Below are 23,394 nucleotides of genomic sequence, written 5' to 3'. Positions count from 1 at the left end.
CAACCTGCGAGAATCGCCTGGTCAGGTGAACTTTGCCGGCCGGGTGAGCGGCGGCGTCAGTCGTTTTCGGGCGCGGTGAGCACCCAGGGACCGTCCTCGGTGATGGCGACGGTGTGCTCCCAGTGCGAGGCGCGGGAGCCGTCGGCCGTGACCACGGTCCAGCCATCCTCGAGCTCCACGGTCTCGCCGCCGCCCCCGGTGAGCATGGGCTCGATCGCGAGCGCCATGCCGACCTTGAGCCGCGGGCCCTTGCCGGGCTTGCCGACGTTGGGCAGGAACGGGTCCATGTGCATCTGGCGGCCGATGCCATGGCCGCCGTACTCGAGGATCATCCCGTACTCGACGCCGTTGTCGCGGCCCGCCTTCTCGGCCGCGGTCTGCACGGCGAACGAGATGTCGGTGAGCCGGCCGCCCGCGTGCACGGCCTCGATGCCGGCCCACATGGACTTCTCCGTGGCGGCGGACAGCGCGAGGTCCTTCTCGCTGACAGCGCCGATCGCGAGCGTCACGGCGGAGTCACCGTGCCAGCCGTCGAGGATGGCGCCGCAGTCGACCGAGATCAGGTCACCGTCGGCCAGCACCTGCCGGCTCGACGGGATGCCGTGGACGATCTGCTCGTTCACCGACGCGCAGATCGACGCCGGGAAGCCGTGGTAGCCCTTGAAGGACGGCACGGCCCCCGCGTCGCGGATCGTCTGCTCGGCCAGTTCGTCGAGCTCGGCGGTGCTGACACCGACCCGCGCACGCTCGCGCACGGCGGCCAGTGTCTTCGCGACGACCAGCCCGGCCGCCCGCATCGCCTGCAGCTCGCCCGGCGTCTTGATCTCGATCATGCGCCCACGGCGGAGCACTTGCAGAACACGCAACCCTCCGAGATTCACGTGCGGTCGCGCAGCGCTTCCAGCACGCGGTCCGAGATCTCCTGCACGTCGCCCACGCCGTCGACAGCCACCAGGATGTCGGCGTAGTACTCCAGCAGCGGGGCCGTCTCGGACCAGTAGATCTGCTGACGGCGGCGGATGACCTCTTCGGTGTCGTCGGCGCGGCCACGGGCCATCAGCCTGGACACGACCACGTCCTCGGGCACCTGCAGCTGGATCACCGACTCGAGCGCGCAGTCGGCTTCCTTCAGCATCTCGCCGAGGACCTCGGCCTGCTTCGTGTTGCGGGGGAAACCGTCGAGCAGGAAGCCGGCCTTCGCGTCAGGCTCGGCGAGCCGCTCGCGGACCATCTCGTTGGTCACCGAGTCGGGGACGAGCTCACCCGAGTCGAGGTAGCGCTTGGCCTCCTGGCCGAGCGGTGTCTCCTGGCCGACGTGTGCGCGGAACAGGTCGCCCGTCGAGATGTGCGGAACCCGCAGCTGCTCCGACAGGGCCACCGCCTGCGTACCTTTACCCGCGCCGGGCGGGCCGACGAGAACCACTCGCGTCACTTCAAGAACCCTTCGTAGTTGCGCTGCATCAGCTGGCTTTCGATCTGCTTCACGGTGTCGAGGCCGACACCCACCATGATCAGCACAGCCGTGCCACCGAACGGGAAGTTCTGGTTGTTCCCGCTGCCGGTGAGGGACAGGAAGAAGTTCGGGAGGATCGCGATGATGCCCAGGTACAGCGAGCCCGGCAGGGTGATCCGGCCGAGGACGTAGCTCAGGTATTCGGCGGTAGGACGGCCCGGGCGGATGCCCGGGATGAAGCCACCGAACTTCTTCATCTCGTCCGCACGCTCGTCGACGTTGAACGTGATCGTGATGTAGAAGTACGTGAAGAAGATGATCAACGCGAAGTACAGCAGGATGTGCACCCAGCTGCTCTGGTTGACCAGGTAGTTCTGGATGAAGGCCTGCCAGCCGGAGTTGCTGTTCGGGTCACCGATGAGCTGGCTGAGCAGCTGCGGCAGGTACAGCAGCGACGACGCGAAGATGACCGGGATGACACCGGCCTGGTTCACCTTGATCGGCAGGTAGGTCGACGTGCCGCCGTACATGCGGCGGCCGATCATGCGCTTGGCGTACTGCACCGGGATCCGGCGCTGCCCCTGCTCAACGAAGATGACGCTCGCGATGATCACCAAACCGAACACGCAGATCATGACCAGGGCGACCGCGCCGCCGTTGCTCATGATGTTGGCGCCCTCGGTGGGGATGCGGGCCGCGATGTTCAGGAAAATCAGGACCGACATGCCGTTGCCGACGCCGCGCTCGGTGATGAGCTCGCCCAGCCACATCATGACGGCGGTGCCCGCGGTCATGGTGCAGACGATCAGCGCCAGCGAGTAGACGCTGTTGTCCGGGATGATCTGCTGCTGGCAGCCCTGGAAAAGGGTGCCGCGGTCGGCCAGCGCGACAACGCCGGTGGCCTGCAGGATCGCCAGGGCGATCGTGAGGTACCGGGTGTACTGCGTGAGCTTGTTCTGGCCGGCCTGGCCTTCCTTCTTCAGCTCCTCGAACCGCGGGATCACCACGGTCAGCAGCTGGATGATGATGCTCGCCGTGATGTACGGCATGATGCCGGTCGAGAACAGCGACAGCTGGAGCAGCGCACCACCGCTGAACAGGTTCAGCAGCTGGTAGACGCCCTGCTGGTCGGCCTGAGAGCTACAGGCCTGCACGGCGGAGAACGAGATCCCCGGGGCCGGGATGGCGGCACCGATCCGGTAGACCGCGACGATGGCTAGCGTGAACAGGATCTTCTTGCGTAGATCCGGCGTCGCGAGAGCCGAGCGGAAGGCGCTGAGCACGCGGGGGACCTCCTCGGCGTCGTCGGCTGTCCTACCGACGATCGGCTTGGCCGGCACGAGGCCGGCGGGAACACAGCTCACTGGCAGGCAAGCCAGGAACGCCTCAGGGCACAGTGGTCCCGAAGCGTGTCGCCGACTCTAACAGCTTCACAGGGCGTGTCCGCAGCGCGTGTGCGTTTTCCGTCTCAGCCGGGCCGGAGGGGCCTGGGGCGATGCCGCAGGTTGGACCGTTCGCAGGCGAAATGATCACCTGTTCGGCCCCGGTCTTCGGTAGGTGTCCCGGTGGCCGCTACACGGTGGACGCACGGATGCGGCGAGGGTTGCTTCGTTGCGGGGCAACGGGTTCGGGCCGCGGGGCTCGAGTACCGCACGGCCGGCCGCAACGTCCTCAGTGGCCCTCAGCGGACGCCTCCGGCCCGCTCTTCGCGGCGACGCTCACCGCGCGCGGACAGCGCCTGTGGACCGGCCCACACCACGACTCGGGCCCACCCAGCTGTGCGCTGGATGGGCCCGAGTCGTGGTGCAGGTGCTTCAGTTGCCTCAGTTGGCGGTGGCGGAACCACCGGCAGCTTCGAGCTTCTCCTTGGCAGAGCCGGAGAAACCGTCCGCGGTGACGTCCAGCTTCACGCCGTTGACGTCGCCGTTGCCGAGGACCTTCACGAGGCTGCCCTTGCGGACGAGACCGCCCGCAACCAGCTCCTCGACGCCGATCTTGCCGCCGTCCGGGAACACGCGGGCGATGTCGCCCACGTTCACCGGCTGGTACTCGGTGCGGAAGCGGTTCTTGAAGCCACGCAGCTTCGGCAGCCGCATGTGGATGGGCATCTGCCCACCCTCGAAGCCGGCGGGCACGTTCTTGCGGGCCTTGGTGCCCTTCGTACCGCGGCCGGCCGTCTTGCCCTTGGAACCTTCACCACGGCCCACGCGGATCTTGTCGCGCTTGGCGCCCGGAGCCGGACGCAGGTGGTGGATCTTGATGGCCGTCATGCCTGGACCTCCTCGACCTCCACCAGGTGGCGGACGGTGTGGATCAGGCCGCGCACCTGGGGGGTGTCTTCACGCACGACGCTCTGGCGGATCTTGCGCAGCCCGAGGGTGCGCAGCGACTCGCGGTGAGCGTGCTTCGTGCCGATCTTGCTCTTGACCTGGGTGACCTTGAGCTGAGTCATGTCAGACCCCCTGGCCCGCGCGCTGGCGCAGCATCCGGGCCGGAGCGACGTCCTCGAGCGGGAGACCGCGGCGGGCCGCGACCTCTTCGGGACGCTGCAGACCCTTCAGGGCCGCGACGGTCGCGTGCACGATGTTGATGGCGTTGTCGGAGCCGAGCGACTTCGACAGCACGTCGTGGACACCCGCGCACTCCAGCACCGCGCGCACCGGGCCACCGGCGATGACACCGGTACCGGCCGAAGCCGGACGCAGCAGCACGACACCGGCGGCTTCCTCGCCCTGGATCGGGTGGGGAATGGTGCCGCCGACGCGAGGCACGCGGAAGAAGTTCTTCTTCGCTTCCTCGACGCCCTTGGCGATGGCCGCGGGAACTTCCTTGGCCTTGCCGTAGCCGACGCCGACCTGGCCGTCACCGTCGCCGACGACGACGAGGGCGGTGAAGCTGAAGCGACGACCACCCTTCACGACCTTCGCGACGCGGTTGATCGTCACGACCTTCTCGAGGTGCGGGGTCTTGTCCTGGGCCGCCCCGCCACGGCCGCTGTCGCGCCGGTCCCGGCGGTCGCGACGGTCACCGCGGTCGTTGCCGCCCTGACCGCCCGGTCCGCCCTGGCCGCCGCCGAATTGCCGCGTACGTCCCGGCATCAGGCTTTCCTTCCATTGACGAGCATCTGCATCAGAATTCCAACCCCGCCTCACGGGCGGCGTCGGCGAGCGCGGCGATGCGGCCGTGGTAGGCGTTGCCGCCACGGTCGAACACCACAGCCGAGATCCCGGCCGCCTTGGCGCGCGAGGCGACGAGTTCGCCGACCTTCGCGGCCTTGGCCTTCTTGTCGCCGTCGGCCGCGCGGACGTCCGCCTCGAGGGTGGACGCCGACGCCAGGGTGTGGCCGGCGAGGTCGTCGATCACCTGCACGGCGATGTGCCGCGAGGACCGCTTGACGACCAGCCGCGGACGAACCGGCGTGCCGCTGACCTTCTTGCGCAGGCGGAAGTGCCGACGGGCCTTCGCGACGCGGCGGCGGGTCGAGATGTCCTTGCCGACCGGCTTGCGCTTCGTCGTAGTCGTGTCGCTCATGATCACTTACCCGTCTTTCCGACCTTGCGGCGGATCTTCTCACCCTCGTAGCGCAGGCCCTTGCCCTTGTACGGGTCGGGACGGCGCAGCTTGCGGATGACCGCGGCGATCTGGCCGACCTTCTGCTTGTCGATGCCCGACACCGAGAATCGGGTGGGGGTCTCCACCTTGAAGGTGATGCCCTCCGGGGCCTCGATCTTCACCGGGTGGCTGTAGCCGAGGGCGAACTCGAGGTCCGAGCCCTTGGCCTGCACGCGGTAACCGACGCCGTGGATTTCCATCTTCTTCTCGTAGCCCTGGGTCACACCCACCACGAGGTTGTTCACCAGGGTACGGGTGAGACCGTGCAGGGCACGGCTCGTGCGCTCGTCGTCCGGACGCTTCACCAGCAGAGCGCCTTCGTCACCGCGCTCGACGACGATGGGCTCCGCGACGGTGTGCTCCAGGGTGCCCTTGGGCCCCTTGACCTGAATGTGCTGACCGTTGATGGTCACCTCGACCCCGGAGGGGACGGCGACCGGCAGCTTTCCGATGCGTGACATGTCTGTGCCCCCTTCCTTACCAGACGTAGGCGAGGACTTCGCCGCCCACGTTGTTGCGCTTGGCCTGACGGTCGGTCTGCAGGCCGCCGGACGTCGAGATGATCGCGACGCCGAGGCCACCCAGCACGGACGGCAGTTCGGTCGATTTTGCGTACACCCGCAGACCCGGCTTCGACACGCGCCGGAGGCCGGCGATGCTGCGCTCGCGGTTGGGGCCGTACTTCAGCTCCACGATCAGGTTCTTGTGCTTCTCGCCCGGCTCGTCGCGGTAGCCCGCGATGTAGCCCTCGCGCTTGAGGATCTCGGCGATGTTCGCCTTGATCTTCGAGTGGGGAAGCACGACCTCGTCGTGGTACGCCGAGTTCGCGTTACGCAGACGCGTCAAGAAGTCTGCGATGGGGTCGGTCATCGTCATGGTGACCTGTCAACCTTTCTCGCCTGGTTCCCCGCCCTGTCTGCGTCCGGGTTGTCCCGGAGAACACAGCGGGCGGGGCCTGTGGCGAACTGGGAAATAGTTTCGAGCCTCTTACCAGCTGGACTTGTGGACGCCGGGCAGCTCGCCCGCGTGCGCCATCTCCCGGAGGCAGATCCGGCAGAGCCCGAACTTGCGGTACACCGAGTGCGGCCGACCACAACGGTTGCAGCGGGTGTAACCCCGCACGGCGAACTTCGGCTTCTTGGCGGCCTTGTGGACCAGCGCTTTCTTGGCCATCGGCTCAGTTCTCCTTGAACGGGAAGCCGAGCTTGCGCAGCAGCGCCCGGCCCTCGTCGTCGGTGGTGGCGGTGGTGACGACCGTGACGTCCATGCCGCGCGGACGGTCGATGGCGTCGGGGTCGATCTCGTGGAACATCGACTGCTCGTTGAGACCGAACGTGTAGTTGCCGTTACCGTCGAACTGCTTGCCGGACAGACCGCGGAAGTCGCGGATACGGGGCAGCGCGATGGTGAGCAGCCGGTCCAGGAACTCCCACATCCGGTCGCCGCGCAGCGTCACGCGCGCACCGATCGGCTGACCCTCACGCAGCTTGAACTGCGCGATGGACTTGCGGGCCTTGCGGACCTCCGGCTTCTGGCCGGTGATCAGCGACAGGTCGCGGACAGCACCCTCGATGAGCTTGCTGTCGCGGGCCGCGTCGCCCACACCCATGTTCACGACGACCTTCACGACGCCGGGAATCTGGTGCACGTTGGCGATGGAGAACTCCTTCTGGAGCTCGCCCTTGATCTCTTCGCGGTACCGGGTCTTCAGACGCGGCACGATCTTCTCTGCGGTGGTCATGTCAGATGTCCTTGCCGTTCCGGCGCGAGACCCGGACCTTCTTGCCGTCCTCGCCGATGCGGTAGCCCACGCGGGTCGGCTTGCCGTCCGAGTCCACGACCATCACGTTCGACACGTGGATGGGCGCTTCCTGGGTCACGATGCCACCGGACTGCGCACCACGCTGGGTCTGGGTGATCCGGGTGTGCTTCTTGATCCGGTTCACGCCCTCGACCAGCACGCGGTCCCGCTCCGGGTAGGCCTGGATGACCTTGCCCTTGGCGCCCTTGTCCTTGCCGGCGATGACGACGACCGTGTCGCCCTTCTTCACCTTCATGGCTTACAACACCTCCGGCGCGAGCGAAATGATCTTCATGAACTTTCGGTCGCGCAGCTCGCGGCCCACCGGGCCGAAGATGCGGGTGCCACGGGGCTCGTTGTCGTTCTTGATGAGCACAGCGGCGTTCTCGTCGAAGCGGATGTAGGAACCGTCCGGACGCCGGCGTTCCTTCACCGTGCGGACGATGACCGCCTTGACGACGTCGCCCTTCTTCACCCCGGCAGCCGGGATGGCGTCCTTCACGGTGGCGACGATGATGTCGCCGATACCCGCGTAGCGCCGCCCGGAGCCACCGAGAACACGGATGCAAAGGATCTCCTTCGCACCGGTGTTGTCGGCAACCCGAAGCCGCGACTCCTGCTGGATCACGTCAACTCCTGTATGTCGCGCCGGTTCTCGCGTGTTGTCTCACAGCGCGAGCCTTGCGGAACCAAGGACTCCGAAGAGCCCTGCTTACTTGGCCTTCTCCACGACCTGCACGAGGCGCCAGCGCTTCGTCGCCGACAGCGGCCGGGTCTCCATCAGGGTGACCCGGTCGCCCACGCCCGCCTCGTTGTTCTCGTCGTGCACCTTGACCTTGGTGGTGCTGCGCAGAACCTTCGAGTAGCGCGGGTGCTTCTTGCGGTCTTCGAGCTCGACCACGATCGTCTTGTCCATCTTGTCCGAGACGACGTAGCCCTCGCGCACCTTGCGGTAGTTGCGCACGACCTTCTCGGTCTCGGTGGTGGGCTCGCTCATGCGGCACCTTCACTCTCGCTGTCGGGGGCCACGGAAAGCCCGAGCTCCCGCTCGCGCATGACCGTGTAGATCCGCGCGATGTCCGTGCGGACGGTGCGCAGCCGACGGTTGTTGTCCAGCTGCCCGGTCGCCATCTGGAAGCGGAGGTTGAAGAGCTCCTCCTTGTATTCCTTCAGACGCAGCACGAGCTCTTCCGCGGTGAGCTCACGAAGCTCCGAAGCCTGGGCGGCGCCGTTGGCCATCAGAACTCACCACCTTCACGGGTCACGATGCGGCACTTCATGGGCAGCTTGTGGATCGCGCGACGGAGCGCCTCACGGGCGGTCTCCTCGTTCGGGAACGAGATCTCGAACATCACGCGACCCGGCTTCACGTTGGCGATCCACCACTCGGGCGAACCCTTACCGGAACCCATGCGGGTTTCGGCCGGCTTCTTGGTCAGCGGGCGGTCCGGGTAGATCGTCGTCCACACCTTGCCGCCACGCTTGATGTGACGGGTCATGGCGATACGAGCGGACTCGATCTGCCGGTTCGTCACGTAGCTGTGCTCAAGCGCCTGGATGCCGAACTCGCCGAAGCTGACCTTCGTACCGCCCTTGGCGGCGCCGTGGCGCTTCGGGGAGTGCTGCTTCCGGTGCTTGACCCTGCGCGGGATGAGCACGTCTCAGCCCTCCGTCTTTTCTGCGGTCTCGGCAGCCGGGGCCGCTTCGGTCGCCACGGGTGCCGCGTCTTCGTTCTTCGCGGCGGCGGCAGCGCGGCCGGCTTCGGTCGAGGTGGCCGTCGTGCCCGAGGCGCCCGAACGGCGCGGACGGGAGGGACGGTCGCCACGGTCGCGGCGCGGGGCCCGCTCGGCAGCCGCGGCGGCGTCGCGCGCCTCGCGGGCCTTGAGGCCACCGACCAGCTCACCCTTGTAGATCCACACCTTCACGCCGATGCGACCGAACGTCGTCTTGGCCTCGAAGAAGCCGTAGTCGATGTCGGCGCGCAGCGTGTGCAGCGGGACCCGGCCGTCGCGGTAGTGCTCGGAGCGGGACATCTCGGCACCGCCGAGACGACCGCCGCACTGCACGCGAATGCCCTTGACCTGCGGCGAGCGCATGGAGGTCTGGATCGCCTTGCGCATCGCGCGGCGGAACGCCACGCGGTTGCTCAGTTGCTCCGCGACACCCTGCGCGACGAGCTGCGCGTCGGCCTCGGGGTTCTTGACCTCGAGGATGTTCAGCTGGACCTGCTTGGCGGTCAGCTTCTCCAGCGCGCCACGGATCCGGTCGGCCTCCGCGCCGCGACGGCCGATGACGATGCCCGGCCGGGCGGTGTGGATGTCGACGCGGACACGGTCACGGGTGCGCTCGATCTCGACCTTGGAGATGCCGGCGCGCTCCATGCCCGTGGACAGCAGCTTGCGGATCTTCACGTCCTCGGCCACGTACTCCGAGTACTGCTTGTCGGCGTACCAGCGCGACTTCCAGTCCGTGGTGATACCCAGGCGGAAGCCGTGCGGGTTGATCTTCTGGCCCACTACCGGCCACCTGCCTTCTTCTTGCTCTGAGCCTTCTTCACGTCGGCCTTCGGACGCGACTCCACCTCGACGGTGATGTGGCTCGTCCGCTTGCGGATCCGGTACGCGCGGCCCTGGGCCCGCGGGCGGATGCGCTTGAGGGTCGGGCCCTCGTCGGCGTACGCGTTCTTGACCCAGAGCGTCTCCGGGTCAAGCTGAAGGTTGTTCTCGGCGTTGGCCACGGCGCTGGCGAGCACCTTCGCGACCGGCTCGCTGGCCGCCTGCGGGGCGAACCGGAGCACGGCCAAGGCGTCGGCGGCGCTACGTCCCTTGATGAGCTCGATCACCCGGCGCACCTTGGTCGGCGAGTCCCGGACGAAGCGAGCCCGCGCGTAAGCCGTAGGCAGAGCCTCGACCGTCGCGTCGTTCTGGGCGTTCATCGCTACTTCCCTTGTCTTGTTTCGTGCCCGCTCAGCGGCGGCGCGACTTGCGGTCGTCCTTGATGTGACCCTTGAAGGTCCGAGTCGGGGCGAACTCCCCGAGCTTGTGACCCACCATGGCCTCGGTGACGAACACCGGGACGTGCTTGCGGCCGTCGTGCACGGCGATCGTGTGACCCAGGAAATCCGGGATGATCGTCGAGCGACGCGACCAGGTCTTGATCACGGTCTTCTTGTTGGCCTCGTTGAGCGCGTCCACCTTCTTGAGCAGGTGGTCGTCCACGAAGGGCCCCTTCTTAAGGCTGCGTGGCATGTTCTTCTACCTCCCTGCTCAGCGCTTGTTCTTGCCGGTGCGACGGCGGCGGACGATCATCGCGTCGCTCGCCTTGCGGCGGCGGGTGCGACCCTCGGGCTTGCCGTTCGGGTTGACCGGGTGGCGACCACCGGAGGTCTTGCCCTCACCACCACCGTGCGGGTGGTCGACCGGGTTCATGACGACACCACGGACGGTGGGGCGCTTGCCGCGCCAGCGGTTACGACCCGCCTTGCCCCAGTTGATGTTGGCGTGCTCGGAGTTGCCCACCTCGCCGACGGTCGCGCGGTTGCGCACGTCGACGTTGCGGATCTCGCCCGAGGGCAGCCGGAGCTGGGCGTACGGCCCGTCCTTGGCCACCAGCTGCACCTTGGCGCCGGCGGAACGCGCCATCTTCGCGCCGCCACCGGGGCGGAGCTCGATCGCGTGGACCACGGTGCCGACCGGGATGTTGCGCAGCGGCAGGTTGTTGCCCGGCTTGATGTCGGCGCGAGGGCCGTTCTCGACGGTGTCGCCCTGCTTCAGCTTGTCCGGCGCGATGATGTAGCGCTTCTCGCCGTCGGCGTAGTGCAGCAGCGCGATGCGCGCGGTGCGGTTGGGGTCGTACTCGATGTGCGCGACCTTGGCCGGCACGCCGTCCTTGTCGTTACGACGGAAGTCGATGACGCGGTAGGCGCGCTTGTGGCCACCACCCTTGTGCCGGGTGGTGATCTTGCCCGACGAGTTACGACCGCCCGAACCGCTCAGCGGACGCAGCAGCGACTTCTCCGGCGTGGAGCGCGTGATCTCGGCGAAGTCCGAGACGCTCGAACCGCGACGACCCGGGGTCGTCGGCTTGTACTTGCGGATGCCCATTGTCAGCTCAGTCCTTTACGCGGTGGGTCCGCCGAAGATCTCGATCGCCTTGCTCTCGGGCGAAAGAGTCACGATGGCGCGCTTGGTGTCCTTGCGCTTGCCGAAGCCCGCGCGAGTCCGCTTCCGCTTGCCCTGACGGTTGGCCGTGTTGACGCTGACCACCTTGACACCGAACACCTTCTCGACCGCGATCTTGATCTGGGTCTTGTTGGCGTCCGGGCGGACGATGAACGTGTACTTGTGGTCCTCGAGCAGCCCGTAGGACTTCTCGGAGATGACCGGCGCGAGCAGGATGTCGCGGTGGTCCGGAATGGCGACCGAGCTCACTTCTCGTCACTCCCTTCCGAAACTTCGCCCGACCGCGCGGAGGCCTTGACGGCCTTGCCACGGACGGGGCCTGCGACGAACGCGTCGTACGCGGACTTGGTGAACACGACGTCGTCGTTGACCAGCACGTCGTAGGTGTTGAGCTGGTCCGCCCAGAGGATGTGCACCTCGGGCAGGTTCCGCAGCGAAACCCAGGACAGCTCGTCGTCCCGGTGCAGCACCACGAGAACGCGCTTCGCCTGCGTCACGGCGGCGATCGCGGTCTTGGCGGCCTTGGTCGACGGCTTCTCGCCGGAGACCAGTTCGGTGACGACGTGCAACTGGCCGGCGCGGGCCCGGTCCGAGAGGGCGCCACGCAGAGCGGCGGCCTTCATCTTCTTGGGGGTGCGCTGGGTGTAGTCACGCGGCGTGGGGCCGTGGACGACGCCACCGCCGGCGAACTGCGGCGCGCGGGTCGAACCCTGGCGGGCACGACCGGTGCCCTTCTGCCGGTACGGCTTCTTGCCGCCACCGGAGACCTCACCACGGGTCTTCGTGTCGTGCGTGCCCTGGCGCGCGGCGGCCAGCTGGGCCACCACCACCTGGTGCATCAGCGCGACATTGGCCTGCACGTCGAAGATCTCCTCGGGGAGGTCCACGGTGCCGTCGGCTTTACCGGCCGGGGTCTTCAGCTCGACGCTTGTCATTCGGAGTTACCACCCTTCGCGGCGCTGCGCACGAACAGCAGGCCGCCCTTGGGACCGGGCACGGCGCCCTTGATCAGCAGCAGGCCGTCCTCGGCACGCACGGCGTGCACGGTGAGGCCCTGCGTGGTGACCCGGTCCGAGCCCATACGACCCGCCATGCGCAGGCCCTTGAAGACGCGGCCGGGGGTGGCGCAGCCACCGATGGAACCCGGCTTGCGGTGCACGGCCTGGGCACCGTGGCTCGCGCCCTGGCCCTTGAAGCCGTGGCGCTTCATGACACCGGCGTAGCCCTTGCCCTTGCTGGTACCGGTCACGTCGACCTCGGCGCCGGCGGCGAACACCTCGGCGGTGATCTCCTGACCGACCTCGTAGGTGTCCGCGTCCGTGGTACGCAGCTCGGCGAGGAAGCGCCGCGGCGTCACGCCCGCCTTGTCGAAGTGGCCGGTGCGCGGCTTGTTCACCCGGCGCGGGTCGACCGCACCGAACGCCAGCTGCACGGCCACGTAGCCGTCCTTGTCCTGGGTCCGAACCTGGGTGACCACGTTCGGACCGGCCTTCACGACGGTGACCGGGACAACCCGGTTCTGCTCGTCGAAGACCTGGGTCATGCCGAGCTTGGTGCCCAGGATGCCCTTCATCTGCCTGTCAGACATGAGTCTCTTACTCTCCGCCGCTCGCCAGCCGCTACTGGATGTTGACGTCGACGCTCGCCGGCAGGTCGATGCGCATGAGCGCGTCGACCGTCTTCGGCGTCGGGTCGAGGATGTCGATCAGACGCTTGTGCGTGCGCATCTCGAAGTGCTCGCGCGAGTCCTTGTACTTGTGCGGCGAGCGGATGACGCAGTAAACGTTCTTCTCGGTGGGCAGCGGCACCGGCCCGACAACACGGGCGCCGGTGCGCGTGACCGTCTCCACGATCTTGCGCGCCGAGGTGTCGATCGCCTCGTGGTCGTAGGCCTTGAGCCGGATGCGGATCTTCTGTCCCGCCATGGTGGCTGCTCGTTCCTTCGTCGTCTCGTGCCGCTTGTCTCGTCAACCCGGGCCTGAGCCCCGGTTTCAGCAGTTCAACGGCCCTGTCCCCGGTCCACGCGGTCGGGCGTGTCGCGCCCGACGCACAGACGGATCCCGTGGGATCGTCCTGCCTGGTCTTCCTCAACGTGAGGAGGCCGCGAGCCCGCCACGCCGTCCCTCGGATACCCCGGGAACAGCATTGCCGGCTGGTTGGCCTTTGCCCGCTAGCCTCACCCCGAAGGAAGAGCTGGACGGACCGTGGCCACTCGTACAGGGGCGGCCGGAACCCCGTGAGTCATTCGCACAACTCTGGGATTCGGCCGCCCCGGGACGAGCAACCTGAATAGTGTCGCACACGTGAGTTGACGCCCTCGACCGGGGGGTGTAGTGACCCGGTCGAGGGCGTCGAAATCACTTGATGATCTTGGTGACCTGACCCGCACCCACGGTGCGGCCGCCCTCGCGAATCGCGAAGCGCAGGTTCTCGTCCATCGCGACCGGCTGGATCAGCTGGACCGAGATGTCCGTGTTGTCGCCCGGCATGACCATCTCGGTGCCCTCGGGGAGGGTAACGACGCCGGTCACGTCGGTCGTACGGAAGTAGAACTGCGGGCGGTAGTTGTTGAAGAACGGGGTGTGACGGCCACCCTCGTCCTTCGACAGGATGTAGACCCGGCCCTCGAAGTCGGTGTGCGGGGTGGTGGTGCCCGGCTTCACGACGACCTGGCCGCGCTCGACGTCCTCGCGCTTGATGCCGCGGAGCAGGAGGCCGACGTTGTCGCCCGCCTGGCCCGAGTCGAGCAGCTTGCGGAACATCTCGACACCGGTGACAGTCGTCTTCTGCGACTTCTCCTTGATGCCGACGATCTCGACCTCTTCGTTGACGTTGACCACGCCACGCTCCACACGACCGGTCACCACGGTGCCGCGGCCGGTGATGGTGAAGACGTCCTCGATCGGCATGAGGAACGGCTTGTCGAGCTCACGCACCGGGTCCGGCACGTTGTCGTCGACGGCGGTCATGAGCTCGAGGACAGCCTCGGCCCACTTGGCGTCGCCCTCGAGAGCCTTCAGGCCCGACACGCGCACGACCGGCGCGTCGTCGCCCGGGAACTCCTGCGAGGACAGCAGCTCGCGAACCTCGAGCTCGACGAGCTCCAGGATCTCCTCGTCGTCGACCATGTCGGCCTTGTTCAGCGCGACCACGATGTAGGGCACGCCGACCTGGCGGGCGAGCAGCACGTGCTCGCGGGTCTGCGGCATCGGGCCGTCGGTGGCGGCCACGACCAGGATCGCGCCGTCCATCTGGGCGGCACCGGTGATCATGTTCTTGATGTAGTCCGCGTGACCGGGGGCGTCGACGTGCGCGTAGTGACGCTTCTCGGTCTGGTACTCGACGTGCGAGATGTTGATCGTAATACCGCGCTGGCGCTCTTCGGGCGCGTTGTCGATCTGGTCGAACGCACGCGACTCGTTGAGCTCCGGGTACTTGTCGTGCAGAACCTTGGTGATCGCCGCGGTCAGCGTGGTCTTGCCGTGGTCGACGTGACCGATGGTCCCGATGTTGACGTGCGGCTTGCTCCGCTCGAACTTCGCCTTCGCCACTGGAATGTCCTCCTGGACTGATTTCGCTTTGTGCTCCCCGGCCGGCGTGGCTGCCGACCGGGGATGGTTTCTAGTCTGTGCTGCGGACGTTCAGGAGTGTTCCTTATGCCCGCGAGCGAAGGGGAACTACTCCCCCGTCGCCTTCGCGATGATTTCCTTCGCGACGTTCGCGGGAACCTCGGCGTAGGAGTCGAACACCATGGAGTAGTTCGCGCGACCCTGGGTGCGAGACCGCAGGTCGCCGACGTAACCGAACATCTCCGACAGCGGCACCAGTGCCTTCACGACACGGGTACCGGCGCGCTCCTCCATGGCCTGGATCTGGCCACGGCGGGAGTTGAGGTCACCGATCACGTCACCCATGTAGTCCTCGGGAGTCGTGACCTCGACGGCCATCAGCGGTTCGAGGATGACCGGGCCGGCCTTCTTCGCGGCTTCCTTCATCGCCATGGAACCGGCGATCTTGAACGCCATCTCCGAAGAGTCGACCTCGTGGTACGCGCCATCCAACAAGGTGAACTTCAACCCGACGAGCGGGTACCCGGCCAGCACGCCGTACTGCATGGCGTCCTGCGCGCCCGCGTCGACCGACGGGATGTACTCCCGCGGCACGCGGCCACCCGAGACCTTGTTGTCGAACTCGTAGAGTGCACCGTCGGTCGTCTCGAGCGGCTCCAGCTTCACGATGACCTTCGCGAACTGGCCGGAGCCACCGGTCTGCTTCTTGTGCACGTAGTCGAGCTTGTCGACGGTCCGCTTGATCGTCTCGCGGTAGGCGACCTGCGGCTTACCGATGTTCGCCTCGACCTTGTAGTCGGACTTCATGCGGTTCACCAGCACCTCGAGGTGCAGCTCGCCCATGCCCGCGATGATCGTCTGGCCCGTGTCCTCGTCGAGCTGGACCTGGAAGGTGGGGTCTTCCTCGGCCAGCTTCTGGATCGCGAGCGACAGCTTCTCCTGGTCGGCCTTCGTCTTCGGCTCGATGGCCACGCGGATAACGGGATCCGGGAAGGTCATCGACTCGAGGACGACCGGGTTCTGCGGGTCGGCCAGCGTGTCACCGGTCGTGGTGTCCTTCAGGCCGATGACCGCGTAGATGTGGCCGGCCTGGGCCTCCTCGACCGGGTTCTCCTTGTTGGAGTGCATCTGGAAGAGCTTCCCGATGCGCTCCTTGCGCTCCTTGGTCGCGTTGACGACCTGGGTGCCCGCGGAGACCTTGCCCGAGTAGACCCGGATGTAGGTCAGCTTGCCGAAGAACGGGTGCGCGGCGATCTTGAAGGCAAGCGCGGAGAACGGCTCGTCGACCGACGGCTTGCGCAGGACCGGGGTCTCCCCGTCCGGCAGCGTGCCCTCGACGGCCGGCACGTCCAGCGGGGACGGCAGGTAGTCGATGACCGCGTCCAGCATCGGCTGCACGCCCTTGTTCTTGAACGCGGAGCCGGTGAGCACCGGGTACGCCTCGCGCGCGACCGTGAGCTTGCGGATGCCGGCCTTGATCTCGGCTTCCGTGAGCTGCTCGCCCTCGAGGAACTTCTCCATCATGGCGTCGTCGGTCTCGGCGACGGCCTCGACGAGCTTCTCGCGGTACTCGGCGGCACGGTCGGCCAGCTCGGCCGGGATCTCCTCGACCGAGTAGTCCTCGCCCTTGCTCACTTCGCCGCGCCAGGTCAGCGCCTTCATGCGGACCAGGTCGACGACGCCCTCGAAGTCGTTCTCGGCGCCGATCGGCAGCTGGATGACCAGCGGCCGGGCACCGAGGCGCTCCTCGATGGTGCGCACGGTGAAGTAGAAGTCGGCGCCCAGCTTGTCCATCTTGTTGACGAAGCAGATGCGCGGAACTTCGTACTTGTCCGCCTGCCGCCAGACCTGCTCGGACTGCGGCTCGACACCTTCCTTGCCGTCGAAGACGGCCACGGCGCCGTCCAGCACGCGGAGCGAGCGCTCCACCTCGACGGTGAAGTCGACGTGCCCGGGGGTGTCGATGATGTTGATCTGGTGATCGGCCCAGAACGTGGTGGTGGCAGCCGAGGTGATGGTGATACCCCGCTTCTGCTCCTCCTCCATCCAGTCCATGGTGGCGGCGCCGTCGTGGACTTCGCCGATCTTGTAGTTGATCCCGGTGTAGAACAGGATCCGCTCGGTGGTGGTGGTCTTACCGGCGTCGATGTGCGCCATGATCCCGATGTTGCGGACCTTGTTCAGGTCGGTCAGCACTTCACGTGCCACGAGAGTGTTCCCCTGTCTCGAGCGTGGGGCCCGGCATGGCTTGGATCGGCAGCCGGGCGGTCATCACCAGCGGTAGTGCGCGAAGGCCTTGTTGGACTCGGCCATCTTGTGCGTGTCTTCACGGCGCTTGACGCTGGCGCCAAGACCGTTGCTCGCGTCGAGCAGCTCGTTCTGCAGCCGCTCGATCATGGTCTTCTCGCGGCGAGCCTGCGAGAAGGAGACCAGCCAGCGCAGGGCCAGCGTGGTGGAGCGGCCGGGCTTGACCTCGATCGGCACCTGGTAGGTGGCGCCACCGACACGGCGGCTCTTCACCTCGATGGTGGGCTTCACGTTGTCGAGCGCGCGCTTCAGCGTGACGACCGGGTCGGTGCCGGTCTTCTCGCGAGCGCCTTCCAGCGCGCCGTACACGATGCGCTCGGCCAGCGACCGCTTCCCGTCCTTCAGCACCTTGTTCACCAGCTGGGTGACCAGCGGGGAGGCGTAGACCGGGTCGGAGATCAGAGGCCGCTTCGGGGCCGGACCCTTGCGGGGCATTAGCTCTTCTCCTTCTTCGCGCCGTAGCGGCTGCGCGCCTGCTTGCGGTTCTTCACACCCTGGGTGTCGAGCGAACCGCGGATGATCTTGTAGCGAACGCCCGGCAGGTCCTTCACCCGGCCACCGCGCACGAGCACCATCGAGTGCTCCTGCAGGTTGTGGCCCTCACCGGGGATGTACGCCGTGACCTCGATGCCGCTCGTCAGCTTCACACGCGCAACCTTGCGCAGCGCCGAGTTCGGCTTCTTCGGGGTCGTGGTGTACACGCGGGTGCACACGCCACGACGCTGCGGGCTCCCCTTGAGGGCCGCGGTCTTCTGCTTGGCAGCCTTGTCCTGGCGGCCCTTGCGGACCAGCTGCTGGATCGTGGGCAATGGACCAGCTTTCTGTCGCGATCTTGCTTCTTCGTGTCTTCACCGGCCCCCGCGGTCGGGCGTGTCGGCCCGTGTCACGGTCTCGCGACCGGTAACTTCCCGGAGGGGTTTTCCGTCGGAACCCCACGTGGACGAGGCCGGTGAACCGGGTGCGCGAGCACCCCGCTCATGCCGTACGGCACGCGGAGCGGCCCGACGCCTGCCGGGCACGGTCTCCAAAGATACCCGGCCACCTGACGGGCGGTCCGGGCGGGGGGTCCGAAGTGACGGTGACCGCCCATCGTAACCCCAGATGGGGGCCCTGCGGCCAGAGCCGCGCTGCATCCCACCAAACGGTTCCCGTCATTCAGAACGTGACGGACGTCGCCGCTATTCCTCGTCCGGCTTCGCGTGGTCGGGCCGCCCCGGGTGGGGGTCGCGCGACAGGTCGATCAGCGGGTGGACGCCGGCCCCCTCAGGCGCGGCGTGGCTCCCCTTGGTGTCGTTCTGCCCCTCTTCAGGCCGGTCGGCGGTGCCGTTGCCGTCCATGACGCACTCCTCAAGTCGGTTTCCCTGCGGCTCGCACGCTACCCATTTCCACGAACGGGTGACACACGGGGATCGAACGTCGCTTTCCCGACGTGATCGACTTGCGCGTTAACCAGTGGACACGCGGCCGACCATGATCTCGTGACCACGACCTGGACCATCACGCCGACTCCTGTCGACCATCCCGACTCGCGCGCGATCCTGCGCGAGTACCTCACCGACATCGCGACCCGCTACTGGGGGCGCCCAGCGACGGAAGTGGAGGTCGACCAGGCCCTGGCCGAGGCACCGAGCGCCGACCTCGAGCCGCCGACCGGCGCGTTCCTCGTCGCCCGCCTGCCCGACGGCACCGTGGCCGGCTGCGCCGGCACGCGGGTGGTGCGGCCGGGGCTGAACGAGCTCACGAAGGTGTACGTGCGCCCGGCCCACCGCGGCCAGGGCGGTGGCGCGCGCCTCGTCGCGGCGGCCGAGGCCGCGGCACGGTCGCTGGGCGCCGAGACGCTGCGGCTCGACACCCGCCGCGACCTCGTCGAGGCCCGGGCGCTGTACGCGCGGACCGGGTACACAGAGGTCGAGCCGTTCAACGACGACAAGTACGCGGAGCACTGGTTCTCGAAAACGCTCGGGTGAAAAGGTTCCACACCGTCCACACCGGATTTCCACCGTCTGCAAAGGACTGTCGAGGGCGATCAGGCGCCGGTGTGGCGCCGTCGCTCTTCCGGGAAAAGATTCACGACTCAGCAGCGCGAACGCGACAGAACCGGCATAATCCGCACGTCCGCACACCCGTCGTGCACGTGAGGGGGCCGCCGTGTCGGCTGAGATGGATCGTCTCGTCGCCGAGTTCGAGAAGTTCCAGAGCAAGATCAAGCAGGCCGAGGCGAACTTCGCGAAGGTCGGTGACCTGCAGAACGACGTGGTCGCGCTCGAGGCGACGGCGATGTCGCCCGACCGCGCCGTGACCGTCGTCGCGGGCCCGGGCGGCTCGGTGAAGGACATCCGCCTCACGGCCGAGGCCCTGCGCCAGCAGCCGCAGCAGCTGGCCACCACCATCCTCTCCACCCTGCACCGCGCCGTCGCCGACGCGGCCGTCAAGCAGGCCGGCATCGTCGACGCGCACGTGGGCGCCGCCTTCGGCCTCGACGTGTCCGGCCAGGTCCTCGAGGCCCAGGCCGAAGCCATGGGAACCACGGCGGAAGAGCTGAAGTCCAAAGCGGCAGAGGCGCAGCCGGCCCCGCGCCGGCTCACGGACGAGGACCTCGAACACGGCGACATCCTGCGCCGCGACGAGCCCCCGGCCGCGGCCCCGCCGCCGCCTCCCCCGGCCCGCCCCGCCGACGACGGCGTCCGGCGCCTGTGGGACCACGAGGAGGACCGATGAGCCACGACGTAGACCCCCAGATCCTGAAGAACTACGCCTCCGGCACGTTGCCGCACTACAAGGACGAGGCGGCGAAGTTCGGCAACCTGGTCAGCCAGGCCGACGTCACGGACAAGTCGTGGGGACTGATCGGGCTGGCGGTGAAGCAGACGTACACGAGCAAGCTCGAAGACCTCCGCCAGATGCTCGAACTGATGAAAACCGGCGTCGACACGCTGAGCACGAAGATGAACCAGGCCGCGGAGATCTACGACGGCCACGAGAAGGACACCGTCATGACCTTCGGCAAGTTCAAGGCGAACATCGACGGACCGCTCTGAGCAGGGGGAGATCGAAATGGCCGACAGCATCGCCGACGGCGTCAAGCTGGAGCACGAGGGCGAGGGTTTCGCCCACGACGCCAACGAAGCCGCGAAGAAGGCGCCGATCATCGGCAAAGGGGTCGAGGGCGTCGAACGAGGCATCAAGGGCTTCAGCGAAGCCGACGACGCCGGCGAGTTCGCGGCGGCCACCGGGCAGATGCTCCAGGACGGCGCGGGCTTCGTCGCCGGCGCAGCGGTGGACGTGGCGAGCTTCGCGCTCGACCCCGTCGGCTGGCTGGTCAGCAACGGCCTGAACATGCTCCTGGAGCTGATCTCGCCGCTGCAGGACGCGCTGCACTTCGTGACGGGCGACGGCCCCGCGCTCAAGGAGGCGGCCGGCAACTTCAGCGAGATCGGCGTGGGCTTCGTGAAGCTCGGCGACGACTTCGCCAAGAAGGGCAAGGAGGAGCTCCGGACCTGGCAGGGCGACGGCGGCAACGCGGCCCGCAGTTCGCTGGACCAGTTCTCCGAGGGCATCAAGGGCATCGGCTCGACCACGGGCGGGGTCGGCGAGACGCTCCAGATGTGGTCGATGGTCATGACCGTCATCGAAGAGGTCGTGAAGGCGATCATCAGCGAGCTGGTCAGCTGGCTGATCTACATCTGGCTGCCGGCGCTGGCCGCGTCGATCGTGAGTCTCGGTTCGTCGGTCGCCGCGGCGATGACGGCCTCGATCGCCAAGGCGGCCAGTGCGTTCACCAGGATCACCTCGAAGCTGGGCAAGCTGGGCGAGCTCCTGCAGAAGTTCATGACCTTCCTCGCGAAGTGGACCGACGACCTGATCAAGCAGGGCCGCAAGCTCACCCCGTCGGGCGCGCCCGGCATGACGCCGGGGATGGAGAAGGCCGCCACCGGCGCGATCGCCTCGGCGACGAACTCCCGCGGCATGGCGACGGTCGAGGCGCTCAAGGAGTCGGTCAAGGCCGGTGGCGAAGAAGTCCTCAAGCAGGTGACCGGTGTGAAGCTCGGCGACCTCGACAAGGGCTCGGCCTACAGCGGCAAGGCCGGCTTCGACTTCGTCAACAAGGCGGTCGACAACACCCGCGACATCCTGAAGTCGCGCGGCGGCAGCGACGCGGCCGGTTACCACTCCGAAGAGGACACCCGCGAGAACCTGGACATGGACCAGTAGATGGACTTGTTCGAGCCGTGGTTCATCGTCGGCGGCTACGCGCTGGGGTTCGTTCTGCTGTGGCTGGCGAGCCGGCTGGAGCGGCGCAGCGGCGTGGCCGCGACGGTGTGTTACGCACTGTGCGGTGTGGCGTTCTCCGAGACGTCGCTGTACTGGCTCTCCGCCGGCACCGGCAGCAACGTCCCACAGCTGCTGTGGATCGTGTTCCCGGTGGCCTTCGCCGCGCTGGTGGCATGGCGGGGCTGGCGGCAGCGCACGTGGATCGCGCGCACGGCCTCGACCGGGCACCAGACGTTCGGCGTCCTGCCCCACCTCGGCCGCGGCGTGCCGCTGGACCACCCGGACCCCGACCCGGTGCGCACGACGGTCGAGTTCGATCAGCGGGGCCACCGGGTGCTGGGTATCGAGTACTCGACCACGCCACGCCGTGAGGACGAGCGGTTCGCCGAGGTCGCCAAGGTCGCCGAACAGATCGACTCGATCCACTCGGCGGTCGAGCTGCGGATCCCCGCCGTGCCTGCCCTGACGATCTCGCCGAAGACCGGGGCGTTCGAACCGGAGTACTTCACCCCGCTGGAAGACGCCCGGATCACCCGCAACGCCTTCGGCTGGCTGCGGCCCGACACGGGTCTCGACAGCTTCGAGGTCGACGCCGAGTTCGACCGCCGGTTCTCGGTGACCACGTCGGACCCCGAGTTCGCCGCCGCCGTGCTCACCGAAGAGGTCCGCGCGCTGCTCATCGGTGACCTGTGGTTCCGCGTGCACGCGGTGGCCTTCCACGGCGACGCCGTGTGGACCAGCGAGTCGGGCGGGCTGACCGAGGACCGCATGTTCGGCAACTCACGTCGGCTCGCGATGCTGGCCGCAACGATTCCGCCTCCGGTGTGGGAGGTCTGGGGCGGTGACCGCGGGTTCGCTTCGGTGACCGCCGGCTCGGACACGAGCTACCTCGCCTGGAACGGCGGCCGCGGCGGTGCCGTGCGCACGCCGGTGAACCGCTTCCGCGAGGCCGCGGACCGGCAACCGGTCACCTCGGTCTCGCTGACCACACGCACGGTCATCGCGCTCAGCCTGGCGGTGATGGGCCTGCTGCCGATCGTCAATTCCCTGTCGGCGCTGGTCAACGTGGCGCCCCAAACCCAGCTTTCCGTCCTCGAGGCTCACAGAGGCTTCGCCGGCAGCTGCCGCTCCAGCTGCACCGGTAGCAACGACTGGGTCCGCGGCACCTACGTCCTCGACGGTGAGGCCCACGACGTATCGACCGAATGGATCGACACGCTGCCCGCCAAGGGCGCTGTGGTCGACGTGGAGATCGGCCCACTGTGGTGGCACCCGATCTTCGAGAGCAGTCTCGCCGCGGTGGTCACCCTGCTCTTCGCCCTGCTGCCCCTCCTGGCGGGCGTGCTGCTCGCCAAGGCCACTTACCGGCCGAGGCCGCCCCGGCGCGTCAGGAAGCTGCGCAAGGCCCAGGAAGCCACCGTCACGTAGTCACAGGCGGGTGCCGCAGTCGCCGCAGAAGACGGCGCCGGCGGTGGCGGGCTTGCCGCATTCGGTGCAGTGGACGGTGGGCGCCAGCGACGAGCCGCAGGCGGCGCAGAACTTGCCGCCCTCGGCTTTGACGCCGCAGCTCGGGCAGGCCAGATGGGCGCGAGTGTCCAGGTCGAGGTCGCCGGTCCAGTCACGGTCGCGGGCGCGATCCCAGATCTGGTCGCGCTGTGCTGAAGCCTGGGCGCGTGAGATCTCCTCCGCGACGCTCGGCGAGCAGCGCAGGCACTGCCCGATCTCGGTGTTCCAGCACTGGTCCGCGCACATCCAGTCGCTGCAGCCCCGGCACTGGCGGAAGCTCGGCGAGATCTCCTTGACCGCGGCCGCGAGCGCGCGGTCCTTCGCGGCGGAGTTCGTGGCGCGGTCGTAGCGCCACTGGTCGGCCGAGTAGCTCAGGTCCTGCAGCTTGCCGCCGAAGAACGAGCCCACCGCGCGCAGGACGCCGCGACCCGTTTCGACCGCGTCGCGCTGAAAGGCCGACCGGTAGCCGTTCCCGCAGCGTTCACAGCGGAACTCGAACTGGTAGCCCTGGGTGTTGGAGATATCCGAGAAGTTGTCCGTGAACGGCACGACGTCAGCCACGGCTGTCAACGTAGGCGCGCTCCCCCCTGCACCAGGACCGTAGAAGTGCCGACAACAATGCGACTACCCAACGCATTCATCTCAGCTGACGCGCCGGAAAGAAGAAGGCCCCCGCCCCGGAAACCGGGACAG

The 23,394-nt window shown here is 67.6% G+C and carries 35 protein-coding genes; 5 read left to right on the top strand and 30 right to left on the bottom strand.

The window, feature by feature from the left end:
- Nucleotides 1–56: 56 nt before the first annotated feature.
- The 29 genes from map to AB0K15_RS03785 form a co-directional block, all read right to left on the bottom strand.
- Nucleotides 57–833, bottom strand: a complete 777-nt coding sequence (gene map / locus AB0K15_RS03925) for a type I methionyl aminopeptidase (RefSeq protein ID WP_364045228.1) — start codon at nucleotides 831–833, stop codon at nucleotides 57–59.
- Nucleotides 834–877: 44 nt separating this feature from the next.
- Nucleotides 878–1,432 carry an adenylate kinase gene (locus AB0K15_RS03920; RefSeq protein WP_285970657.1) on the bottom strand — a complete coding sequence of 185 codons (555 nt, stop codon included), beginning with the start codon at nucleotides 1,430–1,432 and terminating at the stop codon, nucleotides 878–880.
- A complete protein-coding gene (gene secY / locus AB0K15_RS03915; RefSeq protein WP_360597836.1) occupies nucleotides 1,429–2,736 on the bottom strand; it encodes a preprotein translocase subunit SecY in 1,308 nt (435 codons plus the stop codon). Before secY ends, AB0K15_RS03920 begins: the two co-directional genes overlap by 4 nt.
- Before the next feature lie 540 nt (nucleotides 2,737–3,276).
- Complete coding sequence (rplO, locus tag AB0K15_RS03910; RefSeq protein ID WP_360597541.1) at nucleotides 3,277–3,723, bottom strand: 50S ribosomal protein L15; 447 nt, start codon at nucleotides 3,721–3,723, stop codon at nucleotides 3,277–3,279.
- The gene (gene rpmD / locus AB0K15_RS03905) at nucleotides 3,720–3,905 is read right to left on the bottom strand and encodes a 50S ribosomal protein L30 (RefSeq protein ID WP_020643215.1); all 186 of its coding nucleotides are present in this window, start codon (nucleotides 3,903–3,905) and stop codon (nucleotides 3,720–3,722) included. The genes rplO and rpmD overlap by 4 nt, the downstream gene beginning before the upstream one ends.
- A gap of 1 nt (nucleotide 3,906) precedes the next feature.
- Nucleotides 3,907–4,551 carry a 30S ribosomal protein S5 gene (rpsE, locus tag AB0K15_RS03900; RefSeq protein ID WP_004558874.1) on the bottom strand — a complete coding sequence of 215 codons (645 nt, stop codon included), beginning with the start codon at nucleotides 4,549–4,551 and terminating at the stop codon, nucleotides 3,907–3,909.
- Between the two features lie 31 nt (nucleotides 4,552–4,582).
- The gene (gene rplR / locus AB0K15_RS03895) at nucleotides 4,583–4,990 is read right to left on the bottom strand and encodes a 50S ribosomal protein L18 (RefSeq protein WP_364045225.1); all 408 of its coding nucleotides are present in this window, start codon (nucleotides 4,988–4,990) and stop codon (nucleotides 4,583–4,585) included.
- Complete coding sequence (gene rplF / locus AB0K15_RS03890) at nucleotides 4,987–5,526, bottom strand: 50S ribosomal protein L6 (RefSeq protein WP_364045223.1); 540 nt, start codon at nucleotides 5,524–5,526, stop codon at nucleotides 4,987–4,989. Before rplF ends, rplR begins: the two co-directional genes overlap by 4 nt.
- A 16-nt stretch (nucleotides 5,527–5,542) precedes the next feature.
- Entirely contained in the window at nucleotides 5,543–5,941 is a 399-nt protein-coding gene (gene rpsH, locus AB0K15_RS03885) for a 30S ribosomal protein S8 (protein WP_220246088.1), read from the bottom strand.
- Between the two features lie 111 nt (nucleotides 5,942–6,052).
- Nucleotides 6,053–6,238 carry a type Z 30S ribosomal protein S14 gene (locus tag AB0K15_RS03880; RefSeq protein ID WP_326568105.1) on the bottom strand — a complete coding sequence of 62 codons (186 nt, stop codon included), beginning with the start codon at nucleotides 6,236–6,238 and terminating at the stop codon, nucleotides 6,053–6,055.
- 4 nt (nucleotides 6,239–6,242) lie between these two features.
- Nucleotides 6,243–6,806, bottom strand: a complete 564-nt coding sequence (rplE, locus tag AB0K15_RS03875) for a 50S ribosomal protein L5 (protein ID WP_364045220.1) — start codon at nucleotides 6,804–6,806, stop codon at nucleotides 6,243–6,245.
- Between the two features lies 1 nt (nucleotide 6,807).
- Entirely contained in the window at nucleotides 6,808–7,122 is a 315-nt protein-coding gene (rplX, locus tag AB0K15_RS03870) for a 50S ribosomal protein L24 (RefSeq protein ID WP_204091700.1), read from the bottom strand.
- 3 nt (nucleotides 7,123–7,125) lie between these two features.
- Entirely contained in the window at nucleotides 7,126–7,494 is a 369-nt protein-coding gene (gene rplN / locus AB0K15_RS03865) for a 50S ribosomal protein L14 (RefSeq protein WP_004558867.1), read from the bottom strand.
- A gap of 84 nt (nucleotides 7,495–7,578) precedes the next feature.
- Nucleotides 7,579–7,863 (bottom strand): 30S ribosomal protein S17, encoded by a 285-nt coding sequence (gene rpsQ, locus AB0K15_RS03860; protein ID WP_360597546.1) that lies wholly within the window; start codon nucleotides 7,861–7,863, stop codon nucleotides 7,579–7,581.
- Nucleotides 7,860–8,105 carry a 50S ribosomal protein L29 gene (gene rpmC / locus AB0K15_RS03855; protein ID WP_220246084.1) on the bottom strand — a complete coding sequence of 82 codons (246 nt, stop codon included), beginning with the start codon at nucleotides 8,103–8,105 and terminating at the stop codon, nucleotides 7,860–7,862. Before rpmC ends, rpsQ begins: the two co-directional genes overlap by 4 nt.
- A complete protein-coding gene (gene rplP, locus AB0K15_RS03850) occupies nucleotides 8,105–8,524 on the bottom strand; it encodes a 50S ribosomal protein L16 (protein ID WP_091618501.1) in 420 nt (139 codons plus the stop codon). Before rplP ends, rpmC begins: the two co-directional genes overlap by 1 nt.
- A gap of 3 nt (nucleotides 8,525–8,527) precedes the next feature.
- Complete coding sequence (rpsC, locus tag AB0K15_RS03845; protein ID WP_326568102.1) at nucleotides 8,528–9,382, bottom strand: 30S ribosomal protein S3; 855 nt, start codon at nucleotides 9,380–9,382, stop codon at nucleotides 8,528–8,530.
- The gene (rplV, locus tag AB0K15_RS03840; protein ID WP_220246082.1) at nucleotides 9,382–9,801 is read right to left on the bottom strand and encodes a 50S ribosomal protein L22; all 420 of its coding nucleotides are present in this window, start codon (nucleotides 9,799–9,801) and stop codon (nucleotides 9,382–9,384) included. Before rplV ends, rpsC begins: the two co-directional genes overlap by 1 nt.
- A gap of 31 nt (nucleotides 9,802–9,832) precedes the next feature.
- Entirely contained in the window at nucleotides 9,833–10,114 is a 282-nt protein-coding gene (gene rpsS / locus AB0K15_RS03835) for a 30S ribosomal protein S19 (RefSeq protein ID WP_153035997.1), read from the bottom strand.
- 18 nt (nucleotides 10,115–10,132) lie between these two features.
- Nucleotides 10,133–10,969, bottom strand: coding sequence for a 50S ribosomal protein L2 (rplB, locus tag AB0K15_RS03830; protein WP_354878480.1), 837 nt, complete (start codon nucleotides 10,967–10,969; stop codon nucleotides 10,133–10,135).
- A gap of 15 nt (nucleotides 10,970–10,984) precedes the next feature.
- A complete protein-coding gene (gene rplW, locus AB0K15_RS03825) occupies nucleotides 10,985–11,296 on the bottom strand; it encodes a 50S ribosomal protein L23 (RefSeq protein ID WP_220246080.1) in 312 nt (103 codons plus the stop codon).
- Nucleotides 11,293–11,982, bottom strand: a complete 690-nt coding sequence (gene rplD / locus AB0K15_RS03820) for a 50S ribosomal protein L4 (protein ID WP_364045215.1) — start codon at nucleotides 11,980–11,982, stop codon at nucleotides 11,293–11,295. The genes rplW and rplD overlap by 4 nt, the downstream gene beginning before the upstream one ends.
- Nucleotides 11,979–12,635 carry a 50S ribosomal protein L3 gene (gene rplC / locus AB0K15_RS03815; RefSeq protein ID WP_285970665.1) on the bottom strand — a complete coding sequence of 219 codons (657 nt, stop codon included), beginning with the start codon at nucleotides 12,633–12,635 and terminating at the stop codon, nucleotides 11,979–11,981. The genes rplD and rplC overlap by 4 nt, the downstream gene beginning before the upstream one ends.
- A 31-nt stretch (nucleotides 12,636–12,666) precedes the next feature.
- Nucleotides 12,667–12,972 (bottom strand): 30S ribosomal protein S10, encoded by a 306-nt coding sequence (rpsJ, locus tag AB0K15_RS03810; protein WP_003102098.1) that lies wholly within the window; start codon nucleotides 12,970–12,972, stop codon nucleotides 12,667–12,669.
- 432 nt (nucleotides 12,973–13,404) lie between these two features.
- A complete protein-coding gene (gene tuf / locus AB0K15_RS03805; protein WP_360597555.1) occupies nucleotides 13,405–14,598 on the bottom strand; it encodes an elongation factor Tu in 1,194 nt (397 codons plus the stop codon).
- 126 nt (nucleotides 14,599–14,724) lie between these two features.
- Nucleotides 14,725–16,824, bottom strand: coding sequence for an elongation factor G (fusA, locus tag AB0K15_RS03800; RefSeq protein WP_364045212.1), 2,100 nt, complete (start codon nucleotides 16,822–16,824; stop codon nucleotides 14,725–14,727).
- 63 nt (nucleotides 16,825–16,887) lie between these two features.
- On the bottom strand, nucleotides 16,888–17,358 hold the full coding sequence (gene rpsG, locus AB0K15_RS03795) for a 30S ribosomal protein S7 (RefSeq protein ID WP_007031033.1): 471 nt from the start codon (nucleotides 17,356–17,358) through the stop codon (nucleotides 16,888–16,890).
- Nucleotides 17,358–17,732: a 30S ribosomal protein S12 gene (gene rpsL / locus AB0K15_RS03790; RefSeq protein WP_003102113.1), complete on the bottom strand. Its 375-nt coding sequence runs from the start codon at nucleotides 17,730–17,732 to the stop codon at nucleotides 17,358–17,360. The genes rpsG and rpsL overlap by 1 nt, the downstream gene beginning before the upstream one ends.
- A gap of 369 nt (nucleotides 17,733–18,101) precedes the next feature.
- Nucleotides 18,102–18,260, bottom strand: a complete 159-nt coding sequence (locus AB0K15_RS03785) for a hypothetical protein (RefSeq protein WP_364045209.1) — start codon at nucleotides 18,258–18,260, stop codon at nucleotides 18,102–18,104.
- Between the two features lie 141 nt (nucleotides 18,261–18,401).
- On the opposite strand from AB0K15_RS03785, the gene AB0K15_RS03780 reads away from it, so the two are divergent.
- The 5 genes from AB0K15_RS03780 to AB0K15_RS03760 all read left to right on the top strand — a co-directional run bounded on the left by AB0K15_RS03780 (nucleotide 18,402) and on the right by AB0K15_RS03760 (nucleotide 22,623).
- The gene (locus AB0K15_RS03780) at nucleotides 18,402–18,890 is read left to right on the top strand and encodes a GNAT family N-acetyltransferase (protein ID WP_364045207.1); all 489 of its coding nucleotides are present in this window, start codon (nucleotides 18,402–18,404) and stop codon (nucleotides 18,888–18,890) included.
- Between the two features lie 181 nt (nucleotides 18,891–19,071).
- A complete protein-coding gene (locus AB0K15_RS03775; protein WP_364045205.1) occupies nucleotides 19,072–19,641 on the top strand; it encodes a YbaB/EbfC family nucleoid-associated protein in 570 nt (189 codons plus the stop codon).
- Nucleotides 19,638–19,961, top strand: a complete 324-nt coding sequence (locus tag AB0K15_RS03770; protein ID WP_364045203.1) for a hypothetical protein — start codon at nucleotides 19,638–19,640, stop codon at nucleotides 19,959–19,961. Before AB0K15_RS03775 ends, AB0K15_RS03770 begins: the two co-directional genes overlap by 4 nt.
- A gap of 16 nt (nucleotides 19,962–19,977) precedes the next feature.
- Entirely contained in the window at nucleotides 19,978–21,135 is a 1,158-nt protein-coding gene (locus AB0K15_RS03765; protein WP_364045201.1) for a hypothetical protein, read from the top strand.
- A complete protein-coding gene (locus AB0K15_RS03760; RefSeq protein ID WP_364045199.1) occupies nucleotides 21,136–22,623 on the top strand; it encodes a hypothetical protein in 1,488 nt (495 codons plus the stop codon).
- On the opposite strand, the gene AB0K15_RS03755 is transcribed toward AB0K15_RS03760, so the two are convergent.
- On the bottom strand, nucleotides 22,624–23,262 hold the full coding sequence (locus AB0K15_RS03755; RefSeq protein ID WP_364045197.1) for a zinc ribbon domain-containing protein: 639 nt from the start codon (nucleotides 23,260–23,262) through the stop codon (nucleotides 22,624–22,626). It abuts the gene before it with no gap.
- Nucleotides 23,263–23,394: the final 132 nt, after the last annotated feature.

It is taken from the genome of Amycolatopsis sp. NPDC049253, assembly GCF_040678995.1.
In the GTDB taxonomy this organism is placed as follows: Bacteria; Actinomycetota; Actinomycetes; order Mycobacteriales; family Pseudonocardiaceae; genus Amycolatopsis.
This window is presented reverse-complemented; position numbering and strand designations above follow the sequence as displayed.

Coding starts and splice junctions, on each gene's coding strand:
- rpsG (WP_007031033.1), bottom strand. CDS start 17,358: ATGCCCCGCAAGGGTCCGGCCCCGAAGCGGCCTCTGATCTCCGACCCG.
- rplV (WP_220246082.1), bottom strand. CDS start 9,801: ATGAACGCCCAGAACGACGCGACGGTCGAGGCTCTGCCTACGGCTTAC.
- AB0K15_RS03770 (WP_364045203.1), top strand. CDS start 19,638: ATGAGCCACGACGTAGACCCCCAGATCCTGAAGAACTACGCCTCCGGC.
- rplO (WP_360597541.1), bottom strand. CDS start 3,723: ATGACGGCCATCAAGATCCACCACCTGCGTCCGGCTCCGGGCGCCAAG.
- map (WP_364045228.1), bottom strand. CDS start 833: ATGATCGAGATCAAGACGCCGGGCGAGCTGCAGGCGATGCGGGCGGCC.
- rplX (WP_204091700.1), bottom strand. CDS start 7,122: ATGAAGGTGAAGAAGGGCGACACGGTCGTCGTCATCGCCGGCAAGGAC.
- rpsS (WP_153035997.1), bottom strand. CDS start 10,114: ATGCCACGCAGCCTTAAGAAGGGGCCCTTCGTGGACGACCACCTGCTC.
- rplD (WP_364045215.1), bottom strand. CDS start 11,982: ATGACAAGCGTCGAGCTGAAGACCCCGGCCGGTAAAGCCGACGGCACC.
- rpsE (WP_004558874.1), bottom strand. CDS start 4,551: ATGCCGGGACGTACGCGGCAATTCGGCGGCGGCCAGGGCGGACCGGGC.
- rplB (WP_354878480.1), bottom strand. CDS start 10,969: ATGGGCATCCGCAAGTACAAGCCGACGACCCCGGGTCGTCGCGGTTCG.
- rplC (WP_285970665.1), bottom strand. CDS start 12,635: ATGTCTGACAGGCAGATGAAGGGCATCCTGGGCACCAAGCTCGGCATG.
- AB0K15_RS03785 (WP_364045209.1), bottom strand. CDS start 18,260: ATGGACGGCAACGGCACCGCCGACCGGCCTGAAGAGGGGCAGAACGAC.
- AB0K15_RS03760 (WP_364045199.1), top strand. CDS start 21,136: ATGGACTTGTTCGAGCCGTGGTTCATCGTCGGCGGCTACGCGCTGGGG.
- AB0K15_RS03880 (WP_326568105.1), bottom strand. CDS start 6,238: ATGGCCAAGAAAGCGCTGGTCCACAAGGCCGCCAAGAAGCCGAAGTTC.
- rpmD (WP_020643215.1), bottom strand. CDS start 3,905: ATGACTCAGCTCAAGGTCACCCAGGTCAAGAGCAAGATCGGCACGAAG.
- AB0K15_RS03765 (WP_364045201.1), top strand. CDS start 19,978: ATGGCCGACAGCATCGCCGACGGCGTCAAGCTGGAGCACGAGGGCGAG.
- rpsH (WP_220246088.1), bottom strand. CDS start 5,941: ATGACGATGACCGACCCCATCGCAGACTTCTTGACGCGTCTGCGTAAC.
- rpsJ (WP_003102098.1), bottom strand. CDS start 12,972: ATGGCGGGACAGAAGATCCGCATCCGGCTCAAGGCCTACGACCACGAG.
- rpmC (WP_220246084.1), bottom strand. CDS start 8,105: ATGGCCAACGGCGCCGCCCAGGCTTCGGAGCTTCGTGAGCTCACCGCG.
- rpsQ (WP_360597546.1), bottom strand. CDS start 7,863: ATGAGCGAGCCCACCACCGAGACCGAGAAGGTCGTGCGCAACTACCGC.
- rplE (WP_364045220.1), bottom strand. CDS start 6,806: ATGACCACCGCAGAGAAGATCGTGCCGCGTCTGAAGACCCGGTACCGC.
- rplF (WP_364045223.1), bottom strand. CDS start 5,526: ATGTCACGCATCGGAAAGCTGCCGGTCGCCGTCCCCTCCGGGGTCGAG.